Annotated in this window: 26 protein-coding genes and 3 pseudogenes; 16 read left to right on the plus strand and 13 right to left on the minus strand. The window is 67.7% G+C overall.

Annotated elements, in window-relative coordinates; genetic code table 11:
• Positions 1–71: 71 nt before the first annotated feature.
• The 5 genes from LRS09_RS18850 (at position 72) to LRS09_RS18870 (ending at position 2718) form a co-directional block, all read left to right on the plus strand.
• Complete coding sequence (locus LRS09_RS18850; RefSeq protein ID WP_257808389.1) at positions 72–473, plus strand: AtpZ/AtpI family protein; 402 nt, start codon at positions 72–74, stop codon at positions 471–473.
• A 36-nt stretch (positions 474–509) separates the two neighbouring features.
• Positions 510–1259: a F0F1 ATP synthase subunit A gene (locus LRS09_RS18855; RefSeq protein WP_257808390.1), complete on the plus strand. Its 750-nt coding sequence runs from the start codon at positions 510–512 to the stop codon at positions 1257–1259.
• Between the two features lie 73 nt (positions 1260–1332).
• Positions 1333–1557 carry a F0F1 ATP synthase subunit C gene (locus tag LRS09_RS18860; RefSeq protein WP_085464432.1) on the plus strand — a complete coding sequence of 75 codons (225 nt, stop codon included), beginning with the start codon at positions 1333–1335 and terminating at the stop codon, positions 1555–1557.
• Between the two features lie 59 nt (positions 1558–1616).
• Complete coding sequence (locus LRS09_RS18865; RefSeq protein WP_257808391.1) at positions 1617–2228, plus strand: F0F1 ATP synthase subunit B; 612 nt, start codon at positions 1617–1619, stop codon at positions 2226–2228.
• A gap of 10 nt (positions 2229–2238) precedes the next feature.
• A complete protein-coding gene (locus LRS09_RS18870; protein ID WP_085464434.1) occupies positions 2239–2718 on the plus strand; it encodes a F0F1 ATP synthase subunit B in 480 nt (159 codons plus the stop codon).
• 243 nt (positions 2719–2961) lie between these two features.
• On the opposite strand, the gene LRS09_RS18875 is transcribed toward LRS09_RS18870, so the two are convergent.
• Together LRS09_RS18875 and LRS09_RS18880 are read right to left on the minus strand one after the other, a co-directional pair.
• Positions 2962–3615: a ribonuclease HII gene (locus LRS09_RS18875; protein ID WP_257808392.1), complete on the minus strand. Its 654-nt coding sequence runs from the start codon at positions 3613–3615 to the stop codon at positions 2962–2964.
• Between the two features lie 123 nt (positions 3616–3738).
• A complete protein-coding gene (locus LRS09_RS18880; RefSeq protein ID WP_257808393.1) occupies positions 3739–4893 on the minus strand; it encodes a PA0069 family radical SAM protein in 1155 nt (384 codons plus the stop codon).
• 143 nt (positions 4894–5036) lie between these two features.
• Between LRS09_RS18880 and LRS09_RS18885 the strand changes: the two genes are divergently transcribed.
• On the plus strand, positions 5037–5591 hold the full coding sequence (locus LRS09_RS18885; protein WP_308240316.1) for a glycosyltransferase: 555 nt from the start codon (positions 5037–5039) through the stop codon (positions 5589–5591).
• A gap of 199 nt (positions 5592–5790) precedes the next feature.
• A pseudogene (locus LRS09_RS18890) lies at positions 5791–6077 on the plus strand (GIY-YIG nuclease family protein).
• Between the two features lie 211 nt (positions 6078–6288).
• Here the strand turns inward: LRS09_RS18890 and moaB are convergent.
• The 7 genes from moaB to LRS09_RS18925 all read right to left on the minus strand — a co-directional run bounded on the left by moaB (position 6289) and on the right by LRS09_RS18925 (position 10349).
• Positions 6289–6840 (minus strand): molybdenum cofactor biosynthesis protein B, encoded by a 552-nt coding sequence (gene moaB, locus LRS09_RS18895; protein ID WP_257808394.1) that lies wholly within the window; start codon positions 6838–6840, stop codon positions 6289–6291.
• The gene (locus LRS09_RS18900; RefSeq protein WP_257808395.1) at positions 6837–7706 is read right to left on the minus strand and encodes a 4-(cytidine 5'-diphospho)-2-C-methyl-D-erythritol kinase; all 870 of its coding nucleotides are present in this window, start codon (positions 7704–7706) and stop codon (positions 6837–6839) included. The genes moaB and LRS09_RS18900 overlap by 4 nt, the downstream gene beginning before the upstream one ends.
• Positions 7707–7726: 20 nt before the next feature.
• Positions 7727–7912 carry a hypothetical protein gene (locus tag LRS09_RS18905; RefSeq protein ID WP_257808396.1) on the minus strand — a complete coding sequence of 62 codons (186 nt, stop codon included), beginning with the start codon at positions 7910–7912 and terminating at the stop codon, positions 7727–7729.
• Positions 7913–8003: 91 nt separating this feature from the next.
• Positions 8004–8840 (minus strand): S49 family peptidase, encoded by an 837-nt coding sequence (locus LRS09_RS18910; protein ID WP_257810260.1) that lies wholly within the window; start codon positions 8838–8840, stop codon positions 8004–8006.
• Positions 8841–8940: 100 nt separating this feature from the next.
• Complete coding sequence (locus LRS09_RS18915) at positions 8941–9723, minus strand: tRNA1(Val) (adenine(37)-N6)-methyltransferase (protein WP_257808397.1); 783 nt, start codon at positions 9721–9723, stop codon at positions 8941–8943.
• Positions 9724–9726: 3 nt separating this feature from the next.
• Complete coding sequence (locus LRS09_RS18920; RefSeq protein ID WP_257808399.1) at positions 9727–9951, minus strand: DUF2007 domain-containing protein; 225 nt, start codon at positions 9949–9951, stop codon at positions 9727–9729.
• A 44-nt stretch (positions 9952–9995) separates the two neighbouring features.
• Complete coding sequence (locus LRS09_RS18925; protein ID WP_257808401.1) at positions 9996–10349, minus strand: iron chaperone; 354 nt, start codon at positions 10347–10349, stop codon at positions 9996–9998.
• An 80-nt stretch (positions 10350–10429) separates the two neighbouring features.
• On the opposite strand from LRS09_RS18925, the gene LRS09_RS18930 reads away from it, so the two are divergent.
• From LRS09_RS18930 to LRS09_RS18940, 3 genes are all read left to right on the plus strand, one after another.
• Positions 10430–10867: a YqaA family protein gene (locus LRS09_RS18930; RefSeq protein WP_257808402.1), complete on the plus strand. Its 438-nt coding sequence runs from the start codon at positions 10430–10432 to the stop codon at positions 10865–10867.
• A 109-nt stretch (positions 10868–10976) separates the two neighbouring features.
• On the plus strand, positions 10977–11990 hold the full coding sequence (locus tag LRS09_RS18935) for a polyprenyl synthetase family protein (protein ID WP_257808404.1): 1014 nt from the start codon (positions 10977–10979) through the stop codon (positions 11988–11990).
• A 106-nt stretch (positions 11991–12096) separates the two neighbouring features.
• On the plus strand, positions 12097–14112 hold the full coding sequence (locus LRS09_RS18940; protein ID WP_374684860.1) for a tetratricopeptide repeat protein: 2016 nt from the start codon (positions 12097–12099) through the stop codon (positions 14110–14112).
• Positions 14113–14355: 243 nt separating this feature from the next.
• On the opposite strand, the gene LRS09_RS18945 is transcribed toward LRS09_RS18940, so the two are convergent.
• Both LRS09_RS18945 and LRS09_RS18950 read right to left on the minus strand, forming a co-directional pair.
• Positions 14356–14676 carry a hypothetical protein gene (locus LRS09_RS18945; protein ID WP_257808407.1) on the minus strand — a complete coding sequence of 107 codons (321 nt, stop codon included), beginning with the start codon at positions 14674–14676 and terminating at the stop codon, positions 14356–14358.
• Positions 14677–14849: 173 nt separating this feature from the next.
• Complete coding sequence (locus LRS09_RS18950) at positions 14850–15131, minus strand: hypothetical protein (protein ID WP_257808409.1); 282 nt, start codon at positions 15129–15131, stop codon at positions 14850–14852.
• A gap of 199 nt (positions 15132–15330) precedes the next feature.
• Here LRS09_RS18950 and LRS09_RS18955 point away from each other — a divergent pair, with 199 nt between their 5' ends.
• From LRS09_RS18955 to glyS, 3 genes are read left to right on the plus strand one after another with little or no spacing between them, the layout of a single operon-like run.
• Positions 15331–16320, plus strand: coding sequence for a glycine--tRNA ligase subunit alpha (locus LRS09_RS18955; RefSeq protein WP_257810261.1), 990 nt, complete (start codon positions 15331–15333; stop codon positions 16318–16320).
• 1 nt (position 16321) lies between these two features.
• Positions 16322–17572 carry a 3-phosphoshikimate 1-carboxyvinyltransferase gene (locus LRS09_RS18960; protein ID WP_257808410.1) on the plus strand — a complete coding sequence of 417 codons (1251 nt, stop codon included), beginning with the start codon at positions 16322–16324 and terminating at the stop codon, positions 17570–17572.
• A 3-nt stretch (positions 17573–17575) separates the two neighbouring features.
• Positions 17576–19936 carry a glycine--tRNA ligase subunit beta gene (gene glyS / locus LRS09_RS18965; RefSeq protein ID WP_257808411.1) on the plus strand — a complete coding sequence of 787 codons (2361 nt, stop codon included), beginning with the start codon at positions 17576–17578 and terminating at the stop codon, positions 19934–19936.
• A 16-nt stretch (positions 19937–19952) separates the two neighbouring features.
• Here the strand turns inward: glyS and LRS09_RS18970 are convergent, their stop codons facing one another.
• Positions 19953–20522, minus strand: a complete 570-nt coding sequence (locus LRS09_RS18970) for a hypothetical protein (protein ID WP_257808412.1) — start codon at positions 20520–20522, stop codon at positions 19953–19955.
• Between the two features lie 146 nt (positions 20523–20668).
• Between LRS09_RS18970 and LRS09_RS18975 the strand changes: the two are divergent.
• The 3 genes and pseudogenes from LRS09_RS18975 to LRS09_RS18985 all read left to right on the plus strand — a co-directional run bounded on the left by LRS09_RS18975 (position 20669) and on the right by LRS09_RS18985 (position 23830).
• Positions 20669–21642 (plus strand): annotated as a pseudogene (locus LRS09_RS18975) (L-threonylcarbamoyladenylate synthase).
• A gap of 9 nt (positions 21643–21651) precedes the next feature.
• Positions 21652–23074: pseudogene (locus tag LRS09_RS18980) on the plus strand (FAD-binding oxidoreductase).
• A 189-nt stretch (positions 23075–23263) separates the two neighbouring features.
• Positions 23264–23830, plus strand: a complete 567-nt coding sequence (locus LRS09_RS18985; RefSeq protein WP_257808413.1) for a DUF6101 family protein — start codon at positions 23264–23266, stop codon at positions 23828–23830.
• Between the two features lie 6 nt (positions 23831–23836).
• On the opposite strand, the gene ubiA is transcribed toward LRS09_RS18985, so the two are convergent.
• Positions 23837–24820, minus strand: a complete 984-nt coding sequence (gene ubiA / locus LRS09_RS18990) for a 4-hydroxybenzoate octaprenyltransferase (protein WP_257808414.1) — start codon at positions 24818–24820, stop codon at positions 23837–23839.
• Positions 24821–24829: the final 9 nt, after the last annotated feature.

A 24829-nucleotide genomic window follows, 5' to 3' on the forward strand; every position in this document is an offset into this window, starting at 1 on the left:
GGCCCCTAACTATGTTGCGGCCGACTTTAAAGCGGGCTGCGGGGTGTGGCAGGCCGGACGGGGAGGTTGCGGTGGCCGGACCGAAAAGGCCAGTCGAAACCGGTGGCTCCGGACCAGGACTTCCACCCACGGGGCACCGTGAAGGCGATCTCGACAAGCGTATGCGCGACCTCGAGGCGGCGATCGCGGCGCGGCGACCCGAAAGGAAGCCCGACGGTCCCGCGGCGCAGACTGGCGGCATGTCCGGAATGGGCTACGCGCTGCGTCTGTCGAGCGAGTTCATCGCCGGCGTGGTCGTCGGAGCGGCGATCGGCTGGATCGTCGACAGGATGGCGGGGACGTCCCCCTGGGGGCTGATCGTCTTTCTGTTTCTCGGCTTCGGCGCCGGGGTGTTGAACATTCTTCGTTCGGCGGGTCTCATCGCCGAGCACAAGATCCGGAAGCCGGACGGCGACGGATCGAAAGACACGTAAAGAGCGCCATTCGGCGCACGAAGGACGAGGGCAAAGGTGGCAAACGATCCCATCCACCAGTTCGTGATCAACGAGATCGTGCCGATCGATATCGCCGGCATGAACTTCTCGTTCACAAATTCCTCGCTGTTCATGGTCGCGACCGCCGTCGGCGCGGCCGCCTTCCTCTACCTGACGACGTCGAGCCGCGGCCTGATTCCGAGCCGCATGCAGTCGATCTCGGAAATGTCCTACGAGTTCATCGCCAACATGCTGCGCGACGCCGCCGGCACGGCTGGGATGAGGTTTTTCCCGCTCGTCTTCTCGCTGTTCATGTTCATCCTCGTGGCGAACCTGTTCGGCATGTTCCCCTACTTCTTCACCTTCACCAGCCACATCATCGTCACCTTCGCGCTGGCGATGCTGGTGATCCTGACGGTGGTGGGCTACGGCTTCTACAAGCACGGCTTCGGCTTCCTGAAGCTGTTCGTGCCGCATGGGGTGCCCGGCATCCTGGTGCCGCTGGTCGTGGCGATCGAGGTGATCTCGTTCCTGTCGCGTCCGATCAGCCTCTCCGTCCGTCTCTTCGCCAACATGCTGGCCGGCCACATCACGCTGAAGGTGTTCGCGGGCTTCGTGACCTCGCTGTCGGCGATGGGTGCCGCAGGCGTTGCCGGCGCCGTGCTGCCGCTCGCCATGACCGTGGCGCTGACCGGTCTCGAATTTCTCGTCGCCTTCCTGCAGGCCTACGTCTTCGCGGTGCTGACCTGCATGTATCTCAACGACGCCATCCATCCGGGACACTAAGGACCGGGACCCTGTCACCGGCGGGCAGCCGCCAGAACACGACATCCTCGATACCTACCCAAGGAGTTTTGAAATGGACGCAGAAGCAGCTCGTTACATCGGCGCAGGCATCGCATGCCTCGGCATGGGCGGCGCAGGCATCGGCCTGGGCTCGATCTTCGGCAACTACCTGGCGGGCGCGCTGCGCAATCCGTCGGCTGCTGACGGCCAGTTCGGCCGCCTGATCTTCGGCTTCGCCGTGACGGAAGCTCTGGGCATCTTCTCGCTGCTCATCGCGCTGCTCGCGCTGTTCGGCTGATCGAAGACGAAACCGGGCCGGGCCGCCCTCGCGCGGCCTGTCCGGCATAGGGGAATTACATGTTCGTGACACCTGGCTACGCGCAGGAACACGCTCCCGCCTCGGGCACGACCCAAGGCGGCGATGCGCATGGTGCTGCGGAAGGCGCTGCCCATACCGAGGCTCCGGCGGGCGGCGAACACGGCAAGGCCGGCTTCCCGCCGTTCGAGCCGACCTATTTCCCCTCGCAGTTACTCTGGCTGGCGATCACGTTCGGCCTGTTCTACCTCTTCCTCAAGAAGGTGGTGCTGCCGCGCATCGGCGGCATCCTCGAGGTGCGCCGCGACCGGATCGCGCATGATCTGGACACGGCCGCCCGCCTGAAGGAGGACGCCGACGCCGCCATTGCCGCCTATGAGCAGGAACTGGCCGACGCAAGGGCGAAGTCCAACAAGATCGCCAACGATGCCCGCGACGCGGCGAAGGCGGAAGCCGACGCCGAGCGCAAGCAGGTCGAGGCCCAGCTCAACACGCGGCTGGCCGACGCCGAGACCCGCATCGCCCAGGTTCGCGCCTCGGCGATGAAGGATGTCGGCGCGATCGCCGAGGAGACCGCCGCCGCGATCGTCCAGTCGCTGGTCGGCTCCGCCGACAAGGCTGCGGTCGCCGCCGCGGTCAAGTCGGCCGAATAGGAGACGCGCCATGGACGCCACATTCTGGGCAACAGTCGGCCTCGTCATCTTTCTCGCGATCGTCGTCTATCTCAAGGTTCCGGGCATGATCGCCGGCCAGCTCGACAGCCGAGCCGACAAGATCCGCGACGAGCTGGAAGAGGCGCGCAAGCTGCGCGAGGAGGCACAGCAGCTGCTCGCCGAATACCAGCGCAAGCGCAAGGAATCGGAAGCCGAGGCCGCGAGCATCGTCGACGCCGCCAAGCGCGAGGCGAAGATCCTGGCAGCCGACGCGAAGACGAAGACCGAGGAATACGTCGCCCGCCGCACCGCCTTTGCCGAGCAGAAGATCGCCCAGGCCGAACGCGACGCGATCGCCGAGGTCCGCGGCCGTGCCGTCGACATCGCCATCGAGGCGGCGCGCAAGGTGCTCGGCGACAAGGTCGACGCCAAGGCCGCCGGCCAGCTCTTCCAGGCCTCGGTCGACGCGGTCAAGACCAAGCTCAACTGAGGGCGGACAGGCTCCACGAATTGCGGCCCTGGGCAATGCCCGGGGCCGTTTTCGTTTGAGTGCACCGCGTTGCTCCGTCATTCCGGGGCCGCGTAGCGGAACCCGGAATCCAGATCGCCGGCTTTGTCCCGTCCAGGTCTCTAATTGCAACATTGCTGCCCTGGATTCCGGGTTCCGCTGCGCGGCCCCGGAATGACGGCGCATGCGTATCAACGACTTCGATATTCAATTCTCCAGAGCCCTCTACGCCGCCTTGAACGGGGAGAAGGACATGCGGTGCAGGCCGGGCAGGGGGCCGTGGGTGTTGATGCCGGCGAAATGCACCTCCGTGGCGTAGCCGGCGTGGCGCTCGAAGCCGTAGGCGGGGTGGATCGTGCCGCAATGGGCGAGCATGCGGTCGCGGGTGACCTTGGCGACGATCGAGGCAGCTGCAATCGACTGCGAGCGCTGGTCGCCCTTGACCAGCGCCTGGCCCTCGCAGGCGAGGCCCGGCGGGATGTCGCGCCCGTCGGCGAGCACCAGCAGCGGCGGCAGCGAAAGGGCGGCGACCGCGCGGCGCATCGCCTCCAGGCTCGCCTTGCGGATGTCGCTGCGGTCGATCGAGACGGCGCAGACCGAGGCGACGCCGACCGAGATCGCCGAGCCGATGATGGTGAGATAGACCCGCTCGCGGGCCTCCAGTGTCATGCGCTTGGAATCGTCGAGGCCATCGGGGATGGCGTCGGGGTCGAGGATGACCGCCGCTGCCACCACGGGACCTGCGAGCGGCCCGCGGCCGGCCTCGTCGGTGCCCGCCACCGGCCATACGCCGCGCTTGCGCGAACGCCGCTCCACGCTGAAGTCGGGCTTCAGCGGGATGTCGAAAAGAAGCGGAGAATCGGAACGCGGGCGAGCCATATTGCGGCGAGACTCGCACCGCGTCCGATTCTCCGCAAGGCCTTCCGGTGGGGGAACCGGCAAGGCGCCGTCCGAGGCGGGGACAACGTCGGACGGGAAGAGGATCGGGACGCGCAGGCTCTCTCAGAGCAGCATCAGTTGCTCCCCCTTGGCGTTGGGAGCCTTGAACAGGTCGGTGCGCAGGGGGCGCTTCTCGACGTTGAGGCCGAGCCGCTTGGCCGTCATCTCGAAGCGGCGGCCGATCTGCCAGGCATAGGGACCGGTGCCCTTCATCCGCTTGCCCCACTCCGAATCGTAGTCCTTGCCGTCGCGCATCGAGCGGATCAGCGAGGTCACGTGGCGGTAGCGGTCGGGATAGTGGCGCAGCAGCCATTCCTTGAAGACCGGGCTCACCTCCAGCGGCAGGCGCAGGATGATGTAGCCGGCCTCCTTCGCGCCCGCATGCGCGACCGATTCCAGGATCCGCTCGATCTCGTGGTCGGTCAGGCCCGGCACGACCGGCGCGACCATGGCCGAGACCGGGATGCCGGCCTCAGACAGCGCGCGCAGCGCCTCCAGCCGGCGCGACGGCGTCGCCGCGCGCGGCTCCATCGTGCGGGCGAGCTTCGGGTCGAGCGTGGTGACCGAGAGCGCGACCTTGGCGAGACCCTTCTCGGCCATGCGGCCGAGGATGTCCGCGTCGCGCATCACCAGCGCCGACTTGGTGACGATGCCGACCGGATGGTTGAACGCCTCCAGCACCTCCAGGACCTCGCGCATGATGCGCCATTTCTTCTCGATCGGCTGGTAGGGGTCGGTGTTGGTGCCGATCGCGATCGTGCGCGGCTTGTAACCTTCCTTCGACAGCTCCTTTTCGAGCAGGCGCGCGGCATCCGGCTTGGCGAACAGCTTGGATTCGAAGTCGAGACCCGGCGACAGGCCCATATAGGCGTGCGTCGGGCGGGCGAAGCAGTAGACGCAGCCGTGCTCGCAGCCGCGATAGGGGTTGATCGAGCGATCGAAGGAGATGTCCGGCGACTCGTTGCGCGTGATGATCGCGCGCGGCTTCTCCACCTGCACCTCGGTCTTGAAGGCCGGCAACTCGTCCAGCGAGGACCAGCCGTCGTCGAACACGTGCCGCGACAGGGGCTCGTAGCGGCCCGACGGATTGATGCCGGCCGCACGGCCGCGTCGCCGGTCGTCGCCGACGCGCAGTCCGCTCTGGTCGATGATGGCATTGGCCATCGCAGCCCTTCCTTCCGTGAAGGCTGCAATATCGGCGCTGCGAATCTGTTCCATGGCGGCGTTTCCGTAAGAGAATCGGCTGGCGAATCGTCTCTGCGATGAAATTATTCCTACGTCGGCGTCGGGAACAAAGCAAGAACAAACATCGCCGCGTCGCACAACTGGCCTTTGAGCCGGCTTTACGCTAAGCGAACCTGATGCTCACGGTGCTGATCGAGACGCATAACGACGAGGAGGGGCTCGCGCGCACGCTAAGCTCGCTTGTGGCGGGCTCGGTGGAGGGCGTCGTGCGCGAGGTTCTGGTCCACGATCGCGGCTCGACCGACCAGACGGCCTATGTGGCCGATCATGCCGGCTGCGGCATGATTGCCGAGGGCGAGCTCGCGGCGGGGCTGCGTCGCGCGCGCGGCGACTGGCTCATGGTGCTGGAACCGGGCGCCCGCCTGACGGAGGGCTGGACGGAGGCGGTGATGCTGCACATGTCGAGCGGCACGACGCCGGCCCGCTTCTCGCGCTCGCGCATCGGCCGGCCGCGCTTCCTGGCGCGCCTGTTCTCGACCAGGCGCCCCTTCGCCGACGGGCTGGTCATCACCAAGCGGCAGGCGCTGGCGCTGCTGAAGGGGGGGCGGCGACCTCGCCTCGATCACCCGCGGCCTGTCGACCAGGCGGATCGCGGCGGAGATTATTGCCTCGCCGAAGAGGTAGGGGTGTCTCCCGCGCTACCGTCATCCCGGGCGCCAAAGGCGACCTGAGACCCATTGACCGTCGGGAGAAAGGCGCTGATCACCTCACCTAGGCCGGGTTTTTTCGGCGTGTAACCTGAGAGAAGAATGGATCCCCGGTCGCCTTCCGCGCCCGGGATGACGATCGCGCTGGAGGCAATGCCCCTAGAATGGCGAAAACAGAGATGGTTCCATTGCCTGTGTCGCGGAAGTGGGATTTGCTTTTCCCATGCCAGGGCACGTCTACATCATGGCCTCGCGAAAGCACGGCACGCTCTACACCGGCGTGACCTCGGATCTTACCGCAGGGTCCAGGAGCACCGGGAGGGCGATATCGCGGGGTTCACACAGCGATATGACGTGAAGCGGCTGGTCTGGCACCGCTTCTATCACGACATCGAGGATGCCATCGCCGACGAGAAGCGCATCAAGCGATGGCGCAGGAAGTGGAAGCTCGAACTGATCGAGGCGCAGAATCCGGCGTGGATGGATCTCTTCGATGAGACTTCACTGTAGGCGACGTTCAAACCTGCCGCCGTCATCCCGGGCGCCGAAGGCGACCCGGGATCTATTGACCGCCGAGAGAAAGGCGCTGCCAATCTTGCCACGGATTCGGGTGTTCTCAGTGTGTAACCGGAGAGAGCAATGGATCCCGGGTCGCCTTCGGCGCCCGGGATGACGATCGCACAGGGAGACAAGGCGTACGGGTTGACGCCCAGAGCGTGTCTTACCCCTTGCCCCCGCGCCTCAAATGCTCGTCCAGCCGCGGCATGATTTCCACGAAGTTGCAGGGCATGTGGCGGTAGTCGAGCTGGGCCTTGATGATGCCGTCCCAGGCGTCCTTGCAGGCGCCGGGGGAGCCGGGGAGGACGAAGACGAAGGTGGCGTTGACGACGCCGCCGGTGGCCCGCGACTGGATCGTGGAGGTGCCGATCTTGTCGTAGGAGATGCGGTGGAAGACTTCCGAGAAGCCGTCCATGCGCTTCTCGAAGATAGGCTCCAGCGCCTCAGGCGTGACGTCGCGGCCGGTGAAGCCGGTGCCGCCGGTGGTGATGACCACGTCGATGCGCTCGTCCTTCGACCAGCCGAGCACCCTGTCGGCGATCAGCGCCTTGTCGTCGGTGACGATCGCGCGGTCGACCAGCACGTGGCCGGCTTCCGTAATACGGTCGGCGAGCGTCTGGCCCGATTTGTCGTCGGCCAGCGTGCGGGTGTCGGAGACGGTCAGCACCGCGATGCCGACCGGGATGAAGGGGCGGGATTCGTCGATGCGGCTCATGCGGGCATCTCCCCCGAGATGGTGTTGCGCGTCGCCGCAACGAACCAGCCCGGCCTGCGCTTGCGGATCTCGCTCGCCGCGCGCTTGGCGAGGTTGCCGCTCTCGAACAGGCCGAAGCACGTGGCGCCCGAGCCGGACATGCGCACGAAGTGCGCGCCGGCCTTGCGAAGCGCGGCGAGCGTCTCGCCGATGGCCGGCTCCAGCGCGCGCGCCGGCGCTTCGAGGTCGTTGCGGGTGGTCTCCAGCCAATTGCACAGCGTGTGGAAGTCGAGCCGGGCGGGCAACGGGGGCAGCGGTTCGCTGTCGCGACTGATAAGTGCCGCAAAGACCGCCGCCGTCGAAACGGCGACGCCGGGATTGGCGAGCACGATGCCGAGGCCCGGGAAGCCGTCGACGGCCACGATCTCCTCGCCGATGCCTCGCGCCAGAAGCGGCCGGGCGGCGAGGCACATAGGCACGTCGGCGCCGAGGCCGAGGCCGATGCGGGCGAGGCGGTTTTCGTCGGGGGACAGGTCCCAGAGCCGCGCAAGGCCGCGCAGCACGGCGGCCGCGTCGCTCGACCCGCCACCCACGCCGGAGGCGACCGGCAGGTTCTTCTCCAGCGTGATGTGAACGGGGTCGCGCCTGCCGAACTCGGCGCGCATCGCCTTCAGCGCGCGCAGGACGAGATTGCCGTCGTCGACCGGCAACCCGTCGGCATAGGGGCCGGTGATCTCGAACCGGTCCTCGTCCGAGGGGGCGATCGTCACGCGGTCGCCGAAGCGGGTGAATGCGACGAGGCTGTCGAGGAGATGGTAGCCGTCAGGCCGCCGGCCCGTGACGTGCAAGGCGAGATTGAGCTTGGCCGGCGCGAGGACGGCCGTCATGTCCTGGATCAAGGCTGATGTCAGTCTTTGGCGACGCGGTATTCGCCGGTGACGGGATCCTTGACCAGCGTTCCGGTCGCCCTGTTCTTCGCTTCCTGCTCGGCCCGGCGCAGCCGCGCCGAAACGCGTTCCGCCTCGCGGATGAAGGAGCGATAGCCGACATAGGCGACGACGCCGACGACGATGAGCAGGATCAGTTGCGGCATGTCCTTGGCGCCTCCTCAGCGCAGACACAGACCAGTTTCATGCCGGCACCGGCCGGCGTTCCGAAGCATACTATGCCCGTTTCGCGGCAGATCAAAGGCCGAACCGCGCCCAGAGCGCGCGTTCGCTTGCCGCATCCGCGATTCCTTGCGCCGCAGAGGCGGCGATGTCCTGCGTTCCGCGACCCGAGAGGCTTCCGCCCAGGAGCCCGATCCGGCGGCCGAACAGCCCGCGCTGCGGCGAGATCAGCTTGAGGCGCACCTTGTCGCCGTAGCGCTCGCGCAGGAAGCCGCGCATGTCGCCCAGCGCGTCGACGAGGCCGAGCACGAGGCCGCGCTTGCCCGACCAGAACAGGCCGGTGAACAGGTCCGGATCGTCGGCGAGCTTTACCCCGCGCCGGTCCTTGACGAGATCGATGAAGGTCTCGTGCACTTCGAGCTGGAGTTCCTTCAGCTTCTGGACGTCCTCGGGGCGCTCCTCGCGGAAGGGATCGAGGACCGCCTTGTTGCGGCCGGCGGTGTGGACGCGCCGCTCGACGCCGATCTTCTTCAGGAGCTCCGGGAAGCCGAACGAGGCCGAGACGACGCCGATCGAGCCGACGATCGAGGACGGGTCGGCGATGATCTCGTCGCCGGCCACCGCGATCATGTAGCCGCCGGAGGCGGCGACGTCCTCGACGAAGACGAGCACGCGCTTGTTCTTCTCCTCGGCGAGGTCGCGGATGCGTTTGTAGATCAGCCGCGACTGCACCGGAGAGCCGCCGGGCGAGTTGATGGAGATCGCCACCGCCGGCGCGTTCTTGAACGCGAACGCCTTCTCGATCAGCCCCGCGGTTGAGGCCAGCGACAGCGAGGGCCTGAACTGGCCGCCGCCCGCCATGATCGTGCCCTGCAGGCGGATGACGGGGATAGTCACCACGTCGGATCGCATGGACGAGGGCAGCAGGCGCTTGAGAAAGCTGAACACAGGCGGGAGACTCCGGTTTTCTTCGATGTAGGGAGCGGACGCGAAAGCGCAATGGCGGCAGGGCTCAGTCGCCGAACAGGCTCGCCTGCCCGTTGACGATCGCATCGGCGCGGGCGGAGAGGGCGTTTCCCTGCGCCGCGTGCAGCACCAAGGGCGGCAGGAGTGTCAGCGCGGCGCGCGATCCGCGCTTGCCGCGCACGACGATGCGGATCGCCGGCTCCTCCGGGCGCGGATGGACCGGCACGATCTCGGCCCCGCCGAGCCGGCCTTCGAAGGCCGACAGGATCTGCGGCAGCGACACCGGCCGCGCAATGATCGCGACCATGCCGCGCGGCTTCACGATGGCGGCGGCGGTGCGGACCCACGCCTCGATCGTGCCGGCCTGCATGACATGGGCGGATCGGCGCAGGCCGTCGGGCGTGGCGCGATCACGCGGCGCGTTGAAGGGCGGGTTCATGATCGCGGCATCGAAGGAATTGTCCGCGAGCCCGGCCGCCGCGCGCGCCTTGCCGGCAAGCTCGACGTCGACGGCGAGGATCTTAGCGCGACCGGAGAGGACCGCGTTTTCGGCCAGGGCAAGCGTCAGCTGCGCCGCCTCCAACATCGCCGGCTCGCGTTCCACCAGCGTCGCGCGGGCGCCGGGGCAGCGGGAGAGCACGGCAAGGGCGGCGGCACCCGCTCCGGCGCCGAGATCGGCGAGGCCGCCGGCAAAGCCGCCCGGAACAGCGGCCGCCAGCACCAGCGCGTCCATGCCGGCGCGGTGGCCGTCCCGCGGCTGCACGAGGTGGAAGGCGCCGCGATGGAAGGCGTCGAGCGTGTGGCCGGCGGGCAGCAAGGGCGGCGTCACGTCTCAGGCGTCGCGGATTTCGTCGGCGACGCCGGCTTCGGCGAGAAGCGTGCGGGCCTCGTCCAGGCGGCCTTCCTCGACCATGACCCGGCGCTGCAGGATGCCGATAGAGCCTTCCGTCATCGACATGTTCTGGTCGGCGACGAAGAAGATGATGCCGGCATCGCGCAGCAGCGCCTCGATGAAGGAGATGACGACGGGGTCGTTGGTGCGGACGAGTTCGATCATGACCAACCGTGGCAGGTGAACGTCCGGAGGTAAAGCCCGGACGGTCAGCCGAGTTCCCTGCGTCTGAAGGCGGCGATGCGCGCGACGAGGTCGACCGGCACCGGCTTGTCCAGCGGAAAGCGGACTGTGCCTCTCTCGTTGACCTCGTAGGGTGCGAGGTCCTCCCGGAACGCCGCGACGAGGTCCTTGCCTGCCGGGTAGAGCGACCAGTGCTTCTTCCAGCCGGCGAAGAAAAGGGCGACGCCGCCGGGCAAGCGATAGGCCGGGATTTGGTAGGAGATCACTTCCTCCGCATCCGGCAGCGCCTCGCGCAGCGTTGCCCTGACGACATCGAGCACCTCCCGGGTAGCCTGTGGCTGCGTGTCGAGATAGGCGTCGACGGTGGCTGGCTTTGTCATCGGCCGATCCTCCTGCCTGCCATCTTGTGGCGCGACATGGCGCGCGTTGCAATCGTCTCGCGGGCGTGGTGCATCGGGCGATGTCCGATCTCGCCGCTTATGCCGGCCTCTTCGCCGTTGCCTTCGTCGCCGCAACCATCCTGCCGGCCCAGTCCGAGGCGGCACTGGTGGCGCTGCTCGTCGCCGGCGCGCAGGAGCCGGTCGCGCTCGTCGCCGTCGCGAGCGTCGGCAATACGTTGGGCGCGGTGGTGAACTGGGCGCTGGGGCGCGGCGTGAGCCGCTTTTCCGGCCGGCGCTGGTTTCCCGTGACGCCGGCCCAACTCGACCGCGCGACCCGCTGGTATGGCCGCTGGGGGCGCTGGAGCCTGCTGTTGAGCTGGGCGCCGGTGGGCGGCGATGCGCTGACGGTCGCGGCCGGCGTGCTGCGCGAACCGCTGTGGAGTTTCGTCCTGCTGGTTGGATTGGCGAAGACGGCGCGCTATGTGGTGCTTGCGGCCGCCACGATGAACTTTGTGTGACCGCATGCGCCGGTTCCGCGCCAATTCGCCGCTTGCCCAATCGGTGACGGCGGACATAGGGTCGCGGCGAAAAATGCCGGGTCTACCGGCCCGAGACGGGAGTATGTCCGTGGGTGTTGTTGTATCGCTCGACGAAGGCAAGAAGACCGCCTCGGTCAAGCCGCTGGTCGAGCTGACGTCGGCCGACATGGCGCGGGTCAATGAGCTGATCCTGTCGAAGGCCGGCTCGAACGTCGAGATGATCCCCGAGATCGCCAACCACCTGATCTCCTCCGGCGGCAAGCGGCTGCGCCCGATGCTCACGCTCGCGGCGGCGCAGATGTTCGGCTATTCCGGCGACGGCCACGTCAAGCTCGCCACCAGCGTCGAGTTCATGCACACGGCCACGCTGCTGCACGACGACGTGGTGGACGAGAGCGACCTGCGCCGCGGCAAGAAGACGGCGCGGATGATCTGGGGCAACCAGGCAAGCGTGCTGGTGGGCGACTTCCTGCTCGGCCAGGCCTTCCGCATGATGGTCGACGTCGGCTCGCTCGACGCGCTCGACATCCTGTCCACCGCCGCTTCCGTCATCGCCGAGGGCGAGGTCTGGCAGCTCGCCGCCGCGAAGAACATGGAGACGACCGAGGACGAATACCTGCAGGTGATCAAGGCGAAGACCGCCGCGCTGTTCTCGGCCGCGGCCGAGGTCGGCCCGGTGATCGCGGGTGCGACGCGGGCCGAGCGCAACGCGCTGCGCTCCTACGGCACCAATCTCGGCCTCGCCTTCCAGCTCGTCGACGACGCGCTGGACTATGGCGGCAATTCCAAGGACCTCGGCAAGAACACCGGCGACGATTTCCGCGAAGGCAAGCTGACCCTGCCGGTGATCCTCGCCTATCGCCGCGGCACGGCGGCGGAACGCGAGTTCTGGAAGGGCGCTATCGAGGACGGCGTCTCGGGCGACGCCGAGCTGGAGAAGGCGACCGGGCTGATGATTCGCCACGGCGCCATCGCTGACACGGTCGGCCGCGCCCGCCATTTCGGCGACATCGCCCGCGACGCGATCGCGCCGCTGAAGGCGACGCCGCAGAAGCAGGCGCTGCTGGAAGTCATCGACTTCTGCATCAGCCGGGTGGTCTGAACCGGACACCGGCGCGGTCGATGCGCAGGTTGAAGCCTGTCCGCAAAAAGGCCATGCTTGGGTGTGATTTGTGCGAAGCTTCACCAGGCGCGCTGAAAGGGTGGCGATGCGGATGAGAAAGTTGGGCTGGCTTGCCTCCGTGGCGCTCGCCGTCGTCGTCGGTGCGACCGCCGCCCCGGCATCCGGACAGACCTCTCCAGAGTCTCTGGGCGTGACCTCGTTCTCCGGAGCCTATCTGGCCGGCCGCGCGGCCGAGGCCGACAACGACCTCGACGCCGCGATCGAATATTACAAGCGCGCGCTGGTCTCGGAGCCCGAAAACCAACCCGTGCAGCAGAGCATCATGCTGGCGCTGATCGCCGACGGCCGGTTCGAGGAGGCGCTGCCCTTTGCCGAGCGGCTGAAGGCCGTGCCCGACGTCGAGCGTTTCTCGCGCGTGGCGCTCGCCGTCGACGCCTTCCGCAAGAAGGACTATGCGGAAGCCGAATACATGCTGAAGCTCAGCCTGTCGTCCGATCTCGACAAGCTGATCGCCGGCGTCATGACCGCCTGGGCCAAGGCCGGGGCCGGCGACGCCAAGGGCGGGATGGAGTATCTCGGCACGCTGGAAGGGCCGCAGTGGTACGGCCTCTTCCTCAACATCCACCGTGCGCTGATCGCCGACTATGCCGGCCTGAAGGACGAGGCCGAGAAGGCCTATGACGAGACGGTGGTGGCCCGCTCCGCCGCCGACGTTGCACCGGAAGCCTATGTCCGGCTGATCGAGGCCTATTCCGGCTTCCTGGCGCGCAAGGGCGACAAGGCCAAGGCGCTCGACGTGCTGCGCCGGGTCGACGAGTTCTCGCCCTCGCGTCCCTCGACGGCCGCGTTGCGCAAGGACATCGTCGGCGGCCGGCCGATCCCGCTGCTGGCACCCACTCCGCAGGAGGGCGCGGCCGAACTGCTGCTCGACGTCGGCAGCGCGCTCAACCGCGGCGGCGGCGAGGCCTTCGTGCGTCTCTACCTCCAGTTCGCCCGGGCGCTGTCGCCGAAGAACGACGCGGTGCTGATCCAGCTCGGCGCGGTGGCGGAGCAGCAGCAGAAGCTGGAAGAGTCGATCAAGTTCTACGGCGAGGTCTCGCCGAAATCGCCGATGAAGCGCATCTCCGAGCTTCAGCTCGGCCTCAACCTCGCCGAGCTGAAGCGCACCGACGAGGCCATCTCGCACCTCGCCAAGCTGATCGAGACGGATCCGTCCGACATGCGCGCCTATCTGGCGCTGGGCGGCACCTATGCCGGCGAGGAGAAGTTCCGCGAGGCAGCCGGCGTCTACGACCGCGCCGTCGCGCAGCTCAAGAATCCGGTGCGGTCCGACTGGAGCGTGTTCTACCAGCGCGGCATCGCCTACGAGCGCCTGAGGGAATGGCCGAAGGCAGAGCCGAACTTCAAGAAGGCGCTGGAACTGTTCCCGAACCAGCCGCAGGTGCTGAACTATCTCGGCTATTCCTGGATCGACATGAACATCAACCTCGAGGAAGGCCTCGAGATGATCAAGAAGGCGGTCGACCTCAGGCCGTCGGACGGGTTCATCATCGATTCGCTCGGCTGGGGCTATTACCGGCTCGGCCGCTACGAGGAGGCGGTGACCGAACTCGAACGCGCGGTTGCGCTGCAGCCCGCCGATCCGGTGCTCAACGACCATCTGGGCGACGCCTACTGGCGCGTCGGCCGCAAGCTGGAGGCGACCTTCCAGTGGTCGCATGCGCGCGACCTGAAGCCCGAGCCGGACATCCTGGCCAAGGTGACCGAGAAGCTTGCCAAGGGCCTGCCGGACGAGCCGCCGCGCGCGATGGCCGCGCTCGACACGAAGCCCGACACAAACACGGCCACGGATGCATCGCCCGCCGACGGTCCGAAGGTCGAGGTCGCGCCGGAGCCTCAGCCGACGCAGCAGGCGGCGGCGCCCGCGGCCCCGGCACAGCCGGGCCAGTCCTATACGGTGGGGCCGGGCCAGTCGCTCTGGTCTATCGCGGTGGACAAGCTCGGCGACGGACAGCGCTTCGGCGAAATCCTCGATCTCAACCCGGCGCTGGGACGCAATCCGAACCTGATCTATCCGGGGCAGGAACTGAAGCTGCCCTGACGGGGCGTTTCGAATCCAGGGCGTAAGCCCCCTCATCCGGCCGCTTCGCGGCCACCGAGCCGGGGCGAGCCGACGGTCTCGCCCGTCCTTCGGACCCCCGAGGGGAGAAGAGGGAGCCAGGCGCTGATGGTTCGGCGGTTTCTTCGGTCCCTCCAAAGGGGAGCCGGGGTCTCACGTCTCCTCTCCCCTCGGGGGAGAGGTCCGCCGAGCGAAGCGGGGGCGGGATGAGGGGGGTGACGCGTATCAGTTGCTGATGCCGTAGCGCGGCTTCACAGGGCAGGCGACCCAGGCGCCGTTTTCGCGCTTGGAGCAGGTGAGCCTGAGCTTCGACAGCTTGCGTTCCGCCGGGTTCTCCTTGACGCAGAGGCAGTTCGCCTCCGACATCCTCAGCACGTCGCAGCCCGGCGTGACGCAGAGATAGCCCGTCACCTCGTCGCGCTCGTTGAAGCCGCCGTCGCGACCGGAGGGAAAGTTCTGCGCCATTGCTGCGGTGGCGCTGGCGGAAAGGCCAATAGCGAGCAGGCCGGCGAAGCCGAACGCGCGGCGGGGGATGTATCTCTGCATTGGGGTCTCCTGTCTGCGCTCAGAGACTGTTTCGAAATTCGCTCTGGCGGCCATCTGATGGCGTTTTCTGCGCTTCCGGTGCTCACTTACCCAAATGTCCGCTCCGCTCGTCGCTGACGCGACCCCGAAACCACCACCAGCTGACTCGCCAGAGCGGATTTCGAAACAGTCTCTCAGCGCGGCGCATCGCACTGCTGCCGGCTCTTCATGTCGGTGCAGGCATAGCGCACGTTCTCGCGCCGCGTCTCGTTCGGATTGAGCTTCTGGCACAGGCAGCTGGTGCCGGGAAGCGCGACCGTGTCGCAGAACGGCGTTACGCAGCGATAGCCGCTGACCGGATCGTAGGCGTCCCCGGCATAGGCCGCGCCGCCCGCGTCCTGCGCGCGAGCGGCCCCTGCCGCGCAGACGGCGAACAGTCCCGCGGTCGCGACGAGTCGAATGATGGTGGCCGGCATGACAATTCTCCCTGCGGTCATTGATCTCATGACACCAACGCTGCGCCCATGCCGTCTCGTTCAGGGCGGCGATCACATTCGCGCGACCGGGCGAGCCTTGACCCCCTGTCGCGCGGGGAATAGGACGGCGCCGACCCTTTTCGCCTGAGAGAGGCTACCCGTGACCGCACTTCAGCAGGCCGGCCACCGCCCGGCCTACATGGACCCGACGCGCTCGTTCCAGGGCCTGATCCTGACGCTGCACGACTATTGGGCGCGCTATGGCTGCGTCGTGTTGCAGCCCTACGACATGGAGGTCGGTGCCGGCACGTTCCATCCGGCCACGACGCTGCGCGCGCTCGGCCCCCGCCCGTGGCGGGCCGCCTATGTGCAGCCCTCGCGCCGACCGAAGGACGGCCGCTACGGCGAGAACCCGAACCGGCTGCAGCACTATTACCAGTACCAGGTGATCCTGAAGCCGAACCCGCCGAACCTGCAGGAGCTCTATCTCGGCTCGCTGGCGGCGATCGGCATCGACCCGCTGCTGCACGACCTGCGCTTCGTCGAGGACGACTGGGAGAGCCCGACGCTGGGCGCCTGGGGGCTGGGCTGGGAGTGCTGGTGCGACGGCATGGAAGTGTCGCAGTTCACCTATTTCCAGCAGGTCTGCGGCATCGAATGCGCGCCTGTGTCGGGCGAACTGACCTACGGCCTCGAGCGGCTGGCGATGTATGTCCAGAACGTCGACAACGTCTACGACCTGAACTTCAACGGGCTCGAAGGCGACGAGAAGGTGACCTACGGCCAGGTGTTCCTGCAGGCCGAGCAGGAATATTCGCGGCACAATTTCGAATACGCCAACACCGAGGCGCTGTTCCGCCACTTCGAGGACGCCGAGCGCGAATGCCAGGCGCTGCTGGCGGCGGGAGCGCCGGTGAGCGCCGATCCTGAGCATTCGCGCGGCTTTGCCACGCTGATCGATACCGGGTCACATTTGACCGGAGATGACAAACGGAAGCATCATCTAATGGTGTTTCCGGCCTACGACCAGTGCATCAAGGCGAGCCACGCCTTCAATCTGCTCGACGCGCGCGGCGTAATCTCGGTCACCGAGCGGCAGAGCTATATTCTGCGCGTGCGCAATCTTGCCAAGGCCTGCGGCGAGGCCTTCCTGCTGACGGATGCCGGCGGCATGGAGAAGGCCGCCTGACATGGCGCGCGAAGCCCTCACCATCCTGCCCCCGGGACGGCCGCTCGTCGGCCGCGCTGCGCCGCCGGGCTCGAAGTCCATCACCAACCGCGCGCTTTTGCTGGCCGGTCTGGCGAAGGGCACGAGCCGGCTGACGGGCGCGCTGAAGAGCGACGACACGCGCTACATGGCAGACGCGCTGCGCGCGATGGGGGTGAGCGTCGCCGAGCCGGACGCGACGAGTTTCGTGGTCGAGAGCTCGGGCGTGCTGAAGGCGCCGGAGAAGCCGCTGTTTCTCGGCAATGCCGGCACCGCGACGCGCTTCCTGACGGCGGCCGCAGCCCTGGTGAACGGCACGGTCGTGGTCGACGGCGACGAGCATATGCGCAAGCGGCCGATCGCGCCGCTGGTGGACGCGATGCGGTCGCTCGGCATCGACGTGTCCGCGCCGACCGGCTGCCCACCGGTGACGGTGCACGGCACGGGCGGCTTCGCGGCCGAAAAGATCCTGATCGATGGCGGGCTTTCCAGCCAGTATGTCTCGGCGCTCCTGATGATGGCGGCGGGCGGCGGCAGGCCGGTGACCGTCGAGCTCACCGGCGAGCATATCGGCGCGCTCGGCTATATCGACCTGACGACGGCGGCCATGACCGCCTTCGGCGCCAGGGTGGAACGGCTGGACGCCATCCGCTGGCGCGTGGAGCCGACCGGATACCGCGCCACCGACTATCTGATCGAGCCTGACGCCTCGGCCGCGACCTATCTCTGGGCGGCGGAAGTGCTGACCGGCGGGGCGATCGACCTCGGCGTGCCGGCGGGCGAGTTCTCGCAGCCGGACGCGAAGTCGCACGAGCTGATCGCCGCCTTCCCGCATATGCCGGCCGTGATCGACGGTTCGCAGATGCAGGACGCGGTGCCGACGCTGGCCGTGCTGGCCGCCTTCAACGACACGCCGGTGCGCTTCACCGGCATCGAAAACCTGCGCGTCAAGGAATGCGACCGCATCCGCGCGCTCTCGACCGGGCTGAACGGCATCCGGCAGGGGCTGGCGACGGAGGAGGGCGACGACCTCGTCGTCGCCTCCGACCCGGCGCTGTCCGGCTCGACCCCGGCGCGCATAAACACCTTCGCCGACCATCGCATCGCCATGAGCTTCGCGCTTGCGGGGCTGAAACTCTCCGACATCACCATCCTCGACCCCGACTGCGTGGGCAAGACGTTCCCGGCCTACTGGGACACGCTCGCCGCGCTCGGTGTCTCCTACAAGGCCTGACCCATGCCGGACCTTCTGCTCGAACTCCGCTCCGAGGAAATCCCCGCCCGCATGCAGCGCAAGGCGGCGGGCGACCTGAAGAAGATGATCACGGACGGTCTGGTCGAGGCCGGGCTGACCTACGAGGCCGCGCGCGAATACTGGACGCCGCGCCGGCTTGCCCTCGACATCCGCGGCGTCACCGCGCGCTCCAAGGACGTGCACGAGGAGATCAAGGGCCCGTCCACGTCTGCGCCCGAACAGGCGATCCAGGGTTTTCTGCGCAAGGCGGGGCTGTCGGACGTCGGCCAGGCGCATGTCCATTCCGATCCGAAGAAGGGTGATTTCTACGTCGCCCACATCTCGAAGCCCGGCCGCGCGGCAGAAGAGGTGATCGCCGAGCTGGTGCCGGCGACGATCCGGAAATTCCCGTGGCCAAAGGAGATGCGCTGGGGCGCGGCGTCGGGGCCGAAGGGCCGCCGCTACGGCAGCGTCGAGGGCAGGGGCGGCGAGGTGCTGCGCTGGGTGCGCCCGCTGCAGTCAATCGTCTGCACCTTCGGGCCGGAGACCGAGGAGCCGGTCGTCGTCTCCTTCGAGGTCGACGGCATCGCGTCGGGCAACGTCACCTACGGCCACCGCTTCCACGCGCCGGGCGCGATCACCGTGCGGCGGTTCGACGACTATGTCTCGAAGCTGGAGGCCGCCAAGGTCGTGCTCGACGCCGAGCGGCGCAAGGAGATCATCCGCTCGGACGCGAAGAACCTTGCCTTCGCGGCCGGGCTGGAATTGGTCGAGGACGACGGCCTGCTGGAGGAGGTCTCGGGCCTCGTCGAATGGCCGGTCGTGCTGATGGGCGAATTCGAGGAGGACTATCTCCAGATTCCGGCTGAGGTCATCCGGCTGACCATCCGGGCGAACCAGAAGTGTTTTGTCTGTGCGCCGCCGGCCGGCGGCCTTTCGGACGGCTTGACGCTGAGTGACGGAAGGCTCTCCAACCGCTTCCTGCTCACCTCAAACATCGAGGCCTCGGACGGCGGCGCCGAGATCGCGCGGGGCAACGGCAAGGTGGTGCGGGCGCGGCTGTCGGACGCGCTGTATTTCTGGCGGACCGACCAGGCGAACCTGCCGGACCTCGACGCGCTGAAGGAGAGCGCGGCGAAGTTCGGGCTGGACCTCGCCAGGCCGCTCGACCAGCGCATGGCGCGCCTCGACCACCTCGGCGTAACGTTCCACGCCAAGCTCGGGACGCAGGGCGAACGAGTCGAGCGCATCGCGCGGCTGGCGGAGGAGATTGCGCCGCTGGTCGGCGCCGATCCGGCGCTCGCCCGCCGCGCGGCGGTGCTGGCCAAGGCCGACCTGCAGACCGAGGTCGTCGGCGAGTTCCCCGAGTTGCAGGGCGCGATGGGGCGGAAATATGCGCAGCTGCAGGGCGAGAATGCGTCCGTTGCGGCTGCGATCGAGGAGCACTACAAGCCGCAGGGGCCGTCGGACTCCATTCCGACCGATCCGGTGTCGATCGCCGTGGCGCTGGCGGACAAGCTGGATGTGCTAACAGGCTTCTGGTTCATCAACGAGAAGCCGACGGGCTCGAAGGATCCTTACGCCCTGAGAAGGGCCGCGCTCGGCGTCATCAGGATCGTGCTGGAAAATGGCCTCGACTTTTCCATCGATCCCGTCAACGACGTGCAGGTGCTGCGCCACCAGATCGGCGCGTCTCCCGCAGCGGCCGAGAAGCTCGGCGCGATCCTGTCGGCGTCGGTTGCCGGCGGCCTGTTCGGCGATCGCGCGCGCGCCTTGATCGCCGACGCCAGGGGCGATGCTCCGGAGTGGCTGCCGCTGGTCGAGCAGCATGACCCGTCGGTCAGCGACGATCTCCGGTCGTTCCTCCAGGATCGGCTGAAGGTCTACCTGCGCGACAGCGGCATGCGCCACGACATCGTCGATGCGGTTATCACGCCGGAAAGCTGCAACCTCCTTGCGATCGTCCGCCGCGTCGAGGCGCTTGGCGCGTTGCTCGAGACCGACGCAGGAAAGAACCTGCTCGCCGGGACAAAGCGCGCGGCGAACATTCTGGCGGCGGAGGAGAAGAAGGGGACGGCGGTCGCCGGCGAGGTCAATCTCGCCCTTTTCCGCCATCCGTCGGAGACGGCGTTGTTCGACGCGGTGAATCAGGCCGAGAGGAAAGCGGCGCAAGCGGTTGGCGAACAGGACTTTTCCGCTGCCATGCGCGCGCTTGCGGCACTGCGTGAGCCAGTTGATTCATTCTTCGAGGATGTTCTCGTGAATGATGAGGATCAGGCCGTGCGGGCAAACCGGCTGGCGCTGCTGGCGCGCATCCGCTCAGTCACCGGCCAGGTCGCCGACTTCTCGAAGATCGCCGGCTGAGGTTCGACGGGCGTCCCTATTGGACGCCCTTGAGCGGGGCGATGCCGTTCGGGGGCGCAGGCGGTTCGGCTGTATCGTCCACGGCCGGTTCGGGCGCCTTCGCCGGCTCTGACCCTGACTTTCGGGCAGGTGAGGACGCCTGTGTCACCGGAACCGTCTCCGGCGTCGAGGCAGCATCGCCGCCGGGGAAGGCGTCTCCCCGGATGCCGCCGCGCATCACCAGCGGCATGCTGGCAAAGAGCGACCGCGCGGGCTTTTCCGGCTTGACCGCGGCGACTTCGAAATCCTCGACCGCGGGCGCGCCCATCGCGGTGACGGAGGCGCTGACAATTGTCTGGGCGACCGGCATGCCGAGGCCGCGCGGCATGGGAGGCGGATAGCGCAGCGCCGGCAGCGTCTCATTGGGCCGGGCCTGGCTCGTCACCGCGGCGGCCGGCCTTGCTGCCGCGGCGATGTCGGGGGCTGTGCCGAGATGCATGACGGATGGAGACACGTCACCATGAAGAGGCAGCGTCACGAAGGACGAGGCGGACGCGCCGGTGGAGGCGGCGATGCCGGCAAAGAGGGCTAAGCAGTAGAGGCGCATCGAGGATCAGGCTCCTGAAGCGGGTATCGGAAAGCTAGGCTAGCCGGGTTAATTTGACGTGAGGTTGCGGAATCGATCGAAACTTTAACGATTGACGCCGTGGCCAGCGGTTGTATGTCGCTCGCGACGAAGGAAGTTTTCCGCACTTGGCGAAGATCATCCCAGCAGACAGCGCCCTCGACGAAGCCGCGGCCACCCTTGCCGCCGGCCAGCTCGTCGCGATCCCGACCGAGACCGTCTACGGGCTCGCCGCCGACGCGACCAATGGCGAGGCGGTGGCGCGCATCTTCGAGGCGAAGGGCCGGCCGCGCTTCAACCCGCTCATCGCTCATGTCGACGGATTTCCGCTCGCCGAGCGCATCGCCGTGTTCGATCCGCTGTCGCGCCGGCTGGCCGAGCACTTCTGGCCCGGCCCGCTGACGCTGGTGCTGCAGCTCGCAGACGCCAGCCCCGTCCACCCGCTCGTCACTGCCGGCCTCGAAACGGTCGCGGTGCGGATGCCGCGCGGCATCGCCCAAAACCTCATTGCGCGGCTCGGCCGGCCGCTGGCCGCGCCGAGCGCCAACTCGTCCGGCAAGGTGAGCGGCACGACGGCACAGGCCGTGGAAGCCGACCTCGGCGCGCGCATCGGCCTGATCGTCGATGCCGGCCCACGCCGGTGGGGCTGGAGTCCACTATTGTGAAGATAGAGAACGGCCGCCCGATGCTCCTGCGGCCCGGCGGGGTGACGGTGGAGGAGATCGAAGCGTTTCTCGGCACGCCGGTGGAACGCTTTTCGGGGAGCGGCATCCAGGCGCCGGGCATGCTGTCGTCACACTATGCGCCCGCTGCCGCCGTCAGGCTCAACGCCGAAGAGGTGCGCGAGGGCGAGGCGCTGCTCGCCTTCGGGCCGAAGCGCGTCGCCGGCGCGGAACGGGTCGTCGCGATGCTAAACCTGTCCGAGGCCGGCGATCTCCGGGAGGCGGCGGCGAACCTCTTTTCCCATATCCAGGCGCTCGACCGCCGGGGCGCGCGCGCCATCGCCGTGGAGCCGGTGCCGCGCCATGGGCTCGGCGAGGCGATCAACGACCGGCTGGCGCGCGCCGCCGCACCGCGCGACGATCCGCCGGGATCAGACTAGGACATACCGATGACCGCGATGCCGGAAGACGCCCTGCTTGATCGTTTCGCCGCCATCGTCGGCCCGGCTCATGCGCTGCGCTCCGAGATCGACATCGCGCCTTACATCACCGAGCCGCGCGGCAGGTATGGCGGCATCGACGCGCCTTGTCCTGCGGCCCGGCAGCGTCGCGGAGGTGAGTGCGATCATGAAGCTCGCCACCGAGACGCGCACGCCGATCGTGCCGCAGGGCGGCAATACCGGCCTCGTCGGCGGCCAGATGCCGGACGGGTCGGGGCGCGAGGTCGTGCTGTCGCTGTCGCGGCTCAACCGCATCCGCGAGATCGACCTGCAGTCCAACACGGTGACGGCCGAGGCGGGCGTGATCCTGCATGCGCTGCGGGAAGCGGCCGACGGGGTGGAGCGCCTCTTCCCGCTCTCGCTCGCCTCGCAGGGCTCCTGCGAGATCGGCGGCAACCTGTCGTCCAATGCGGGCGGCGTCGGCGCGCTTGCCTACGGCGTCGCGCGCGATCTCTGCCTCGGCCTCGAAGTCGTGCTGCCCACCGGCGAGGTGCTGGACGACCTGCGCAAGCTGAAGAAGGACAATACCGGCTACGACCTGAAGGACCTGTTCGTCGGCGCGGAAGGCACGCTCGGCGTCATCACCGCCGCCGTGCTGAAGCTGTTCCCGAAGCCGAAGGGCAGGGAGGTGGCCTGGATCGCGGTGGAAGCGCCGGACCAGGCGCTGGTGCTGTTTGGGATGGCTGCCGCCAAGGCGGGACCGTCGCTGACGGCCTTCGAACTGATGTCCGACCGCACGCTCGATTTCGTGCTGCGCCATATTCCGGGCACGGCCGCGCCGCTGCAGCAGGCCGCCCCGTGGAACGTGCTTCTCGAAATCTCGTCCGGCCGGTCGGCAGAGGACGCCGCTGGCCTGATGGAGGAGATCCTGTCCGAGGCCTACGAGACCGGTGCGCTGACGGACGCGGCGGTGGCGGCGAGCCTGGCGCAGGCGGACGCCTTCTGGCACCTGCGCGAATCCATGTCCGAGGCGCAGAAGGGGGAAGGCGGCTCGATCAAGCACGACATTTCGGTTCCGGTCGCCTCGATCCCCCGCTTCATCCGTGAGGCGGGCGAGGCGGTGGCCTCCGTCTCGCCGGATGCCCGCGTGGTCTGCTTCGGCCACATGGGCGACGGCAACCTGCACTACAATGTCTCGCAGCCGGCAGGCGGCGATACGGCGGCGTTCCTGGCTCTCTATCCGGCCATGAACCACGCCGTGCACGACGTCGTCCGTTCCCTCGACGGCTCGATTTCCGCCGAACACGGCATCGGCCGCATGAAGCGGGACGAGCTGATCGCCACCGCGCCGCCGGTGGCGATCGACCTGATGCGCCGCGTCAAGCGCGCTTTCGACCCCGCCAACATCATGAATCCGGGCAAGGTTATCTAAGTATTCGTAATTGTTGATGGAATCTTGCAGGTGGTCGCAAAGCGATAACCATTCGCGGCATTCAGAACAAATTTAACCGAACTTCTAAGGCACCCGGTAACGGGCCGCGCCTAGTCTCTGCACATAACGAGCGGGAAAACCCGCCGTCGGGAACCGGAAACGGCTCTCGGGAGCAACAGGGAATAGGCGATGCAGAACATCCATCTGAAGCCGGTCTGGGCCGGTCAGGAACTGCGGCTGGATCCGTTCCGGCTGCCGCAGGTCGTCAGCTACGCGACCCGCGACGACCAGGGTGACGTGACTTTCTCCATCGACCATCGCGGTGTCGTCGTGCGCCGCGTTCTGGAAATGAGCGGCCTGCCGGTGACGCTTGTCATGCCGGCGCAGGCGTTCCGCGGCATCGCCGCCCGCGCCATCGAGGATGGCGAAGGCAATGTCACCGTGACGCTCGAACTTATGCACAACGACCCGGCGCTGTCTGTGCCGCTGCTGGTGGCGCACGACCTCGAGGATGTCGCCGCCGACTGGCGCGCTTGGGCGGAGGCCTATCGCCTGCCGATGCTTCTGGTCGAGGCCGACGGCGTGGCCCGCAATCTCGAGGAATCGCTCGGCGCCGTCCGCAAGGGCGAGCCGAAGCTGCGCCGCAAGCGCTCGTCTTCGCAGCCGCGCCGCCCGCGCTTCCTGGCGCGGCGCAAGCAGGGCGACCTCGGCCTGCGGCTGGTGGTCGCCGGCGAGGAAATCATCGCGCCGGAGTGAGGTGCCTCAGATCAGCGGCCTGACGGCGGGCCAGACCGCGCCGCCGATCAGGCCGAGGAAGATCAGCCAGCCCACGACATTATTCGACTTGAACAGGCGCAGGCACTGGTCGGGATCGTCGATGTCGAGCGTCCTGACCTGGCGCGCCATATGCGCGCCGGCCGCGAGCAGGCCGGCCAGTGCCGGCATCGGCACTTCGGCCAGCGCGAAGGCCCAGGCGAACAGGATCAGCGTTCCACTGTAGAGGCCGACGAGCCAGTAGACCGTGTGTCGGCCGAACAGCCGCGCCGTCGAGCGCACGCCGACGATCGCATCGTCTTCCTTGTCCTGATGCGCATAGATCGTGTCGTAGCCGATCACCCACAGGATCGAGCCGGCATAGAGCAGCAGCGCCGGCGGATCGATCTCGGCGAACTCCGCCGCCCAGCCCATCAGCGCGCCCCAGGAAAACGCAAGTCCCAGAACGAATTGCGGCCAGTTGGTTATTCTCTTGGCAAAGGGATAGGCCGCCACGACGGCGAGCGAGGCGATGCCCAGCAGGATCGCGAAGGAATTGAACTGGACGAGCACGACCAGGCCCAGAAGCGCCTGCGCGATGACGAAGATCCAGGCCTGGCGGCGGGTGACCTGGCCGGACGGCAGCGGGCGCGACCGCGTCCGCTCCACCTGGGAATCGATGCCCTCGTCGACGATGTCATTGTAGGCGCAGCCGGCGCCGCGCATCGCGACCGCGCCGACGAAGAAGAGGAAGAGGTGCCACGGCGACGGCAGAAGCGTGGACAGCGGCTCCGCGGCGGTTGCATAGGCGCTCGCCGCGAGCGCCGCCGACCACCAGCAGGGCCACAGCAGCAACTGCCAGCCGATCGGCCGATCCCACCGCGCGAGCTGCGCATAGGGCCAGACGGGGCGGGGCAGAAGCTTGTAGACCCAATGTCCGGACGGCGCGTCGGCGACGCGGCCCTGGACGCCTCTTGTCTGCACGGTTTCCATGCTGCGTGA

It is taken from the genome of Mesorhizobium sp. J428 (genome assembly GCF_024699925.1).
Lineage (GTDB): Bacteria > Pseudomonadota > Alphaproteobacteria > Rhizobiales > Rhizobiaceae > Mesorhizobium_A.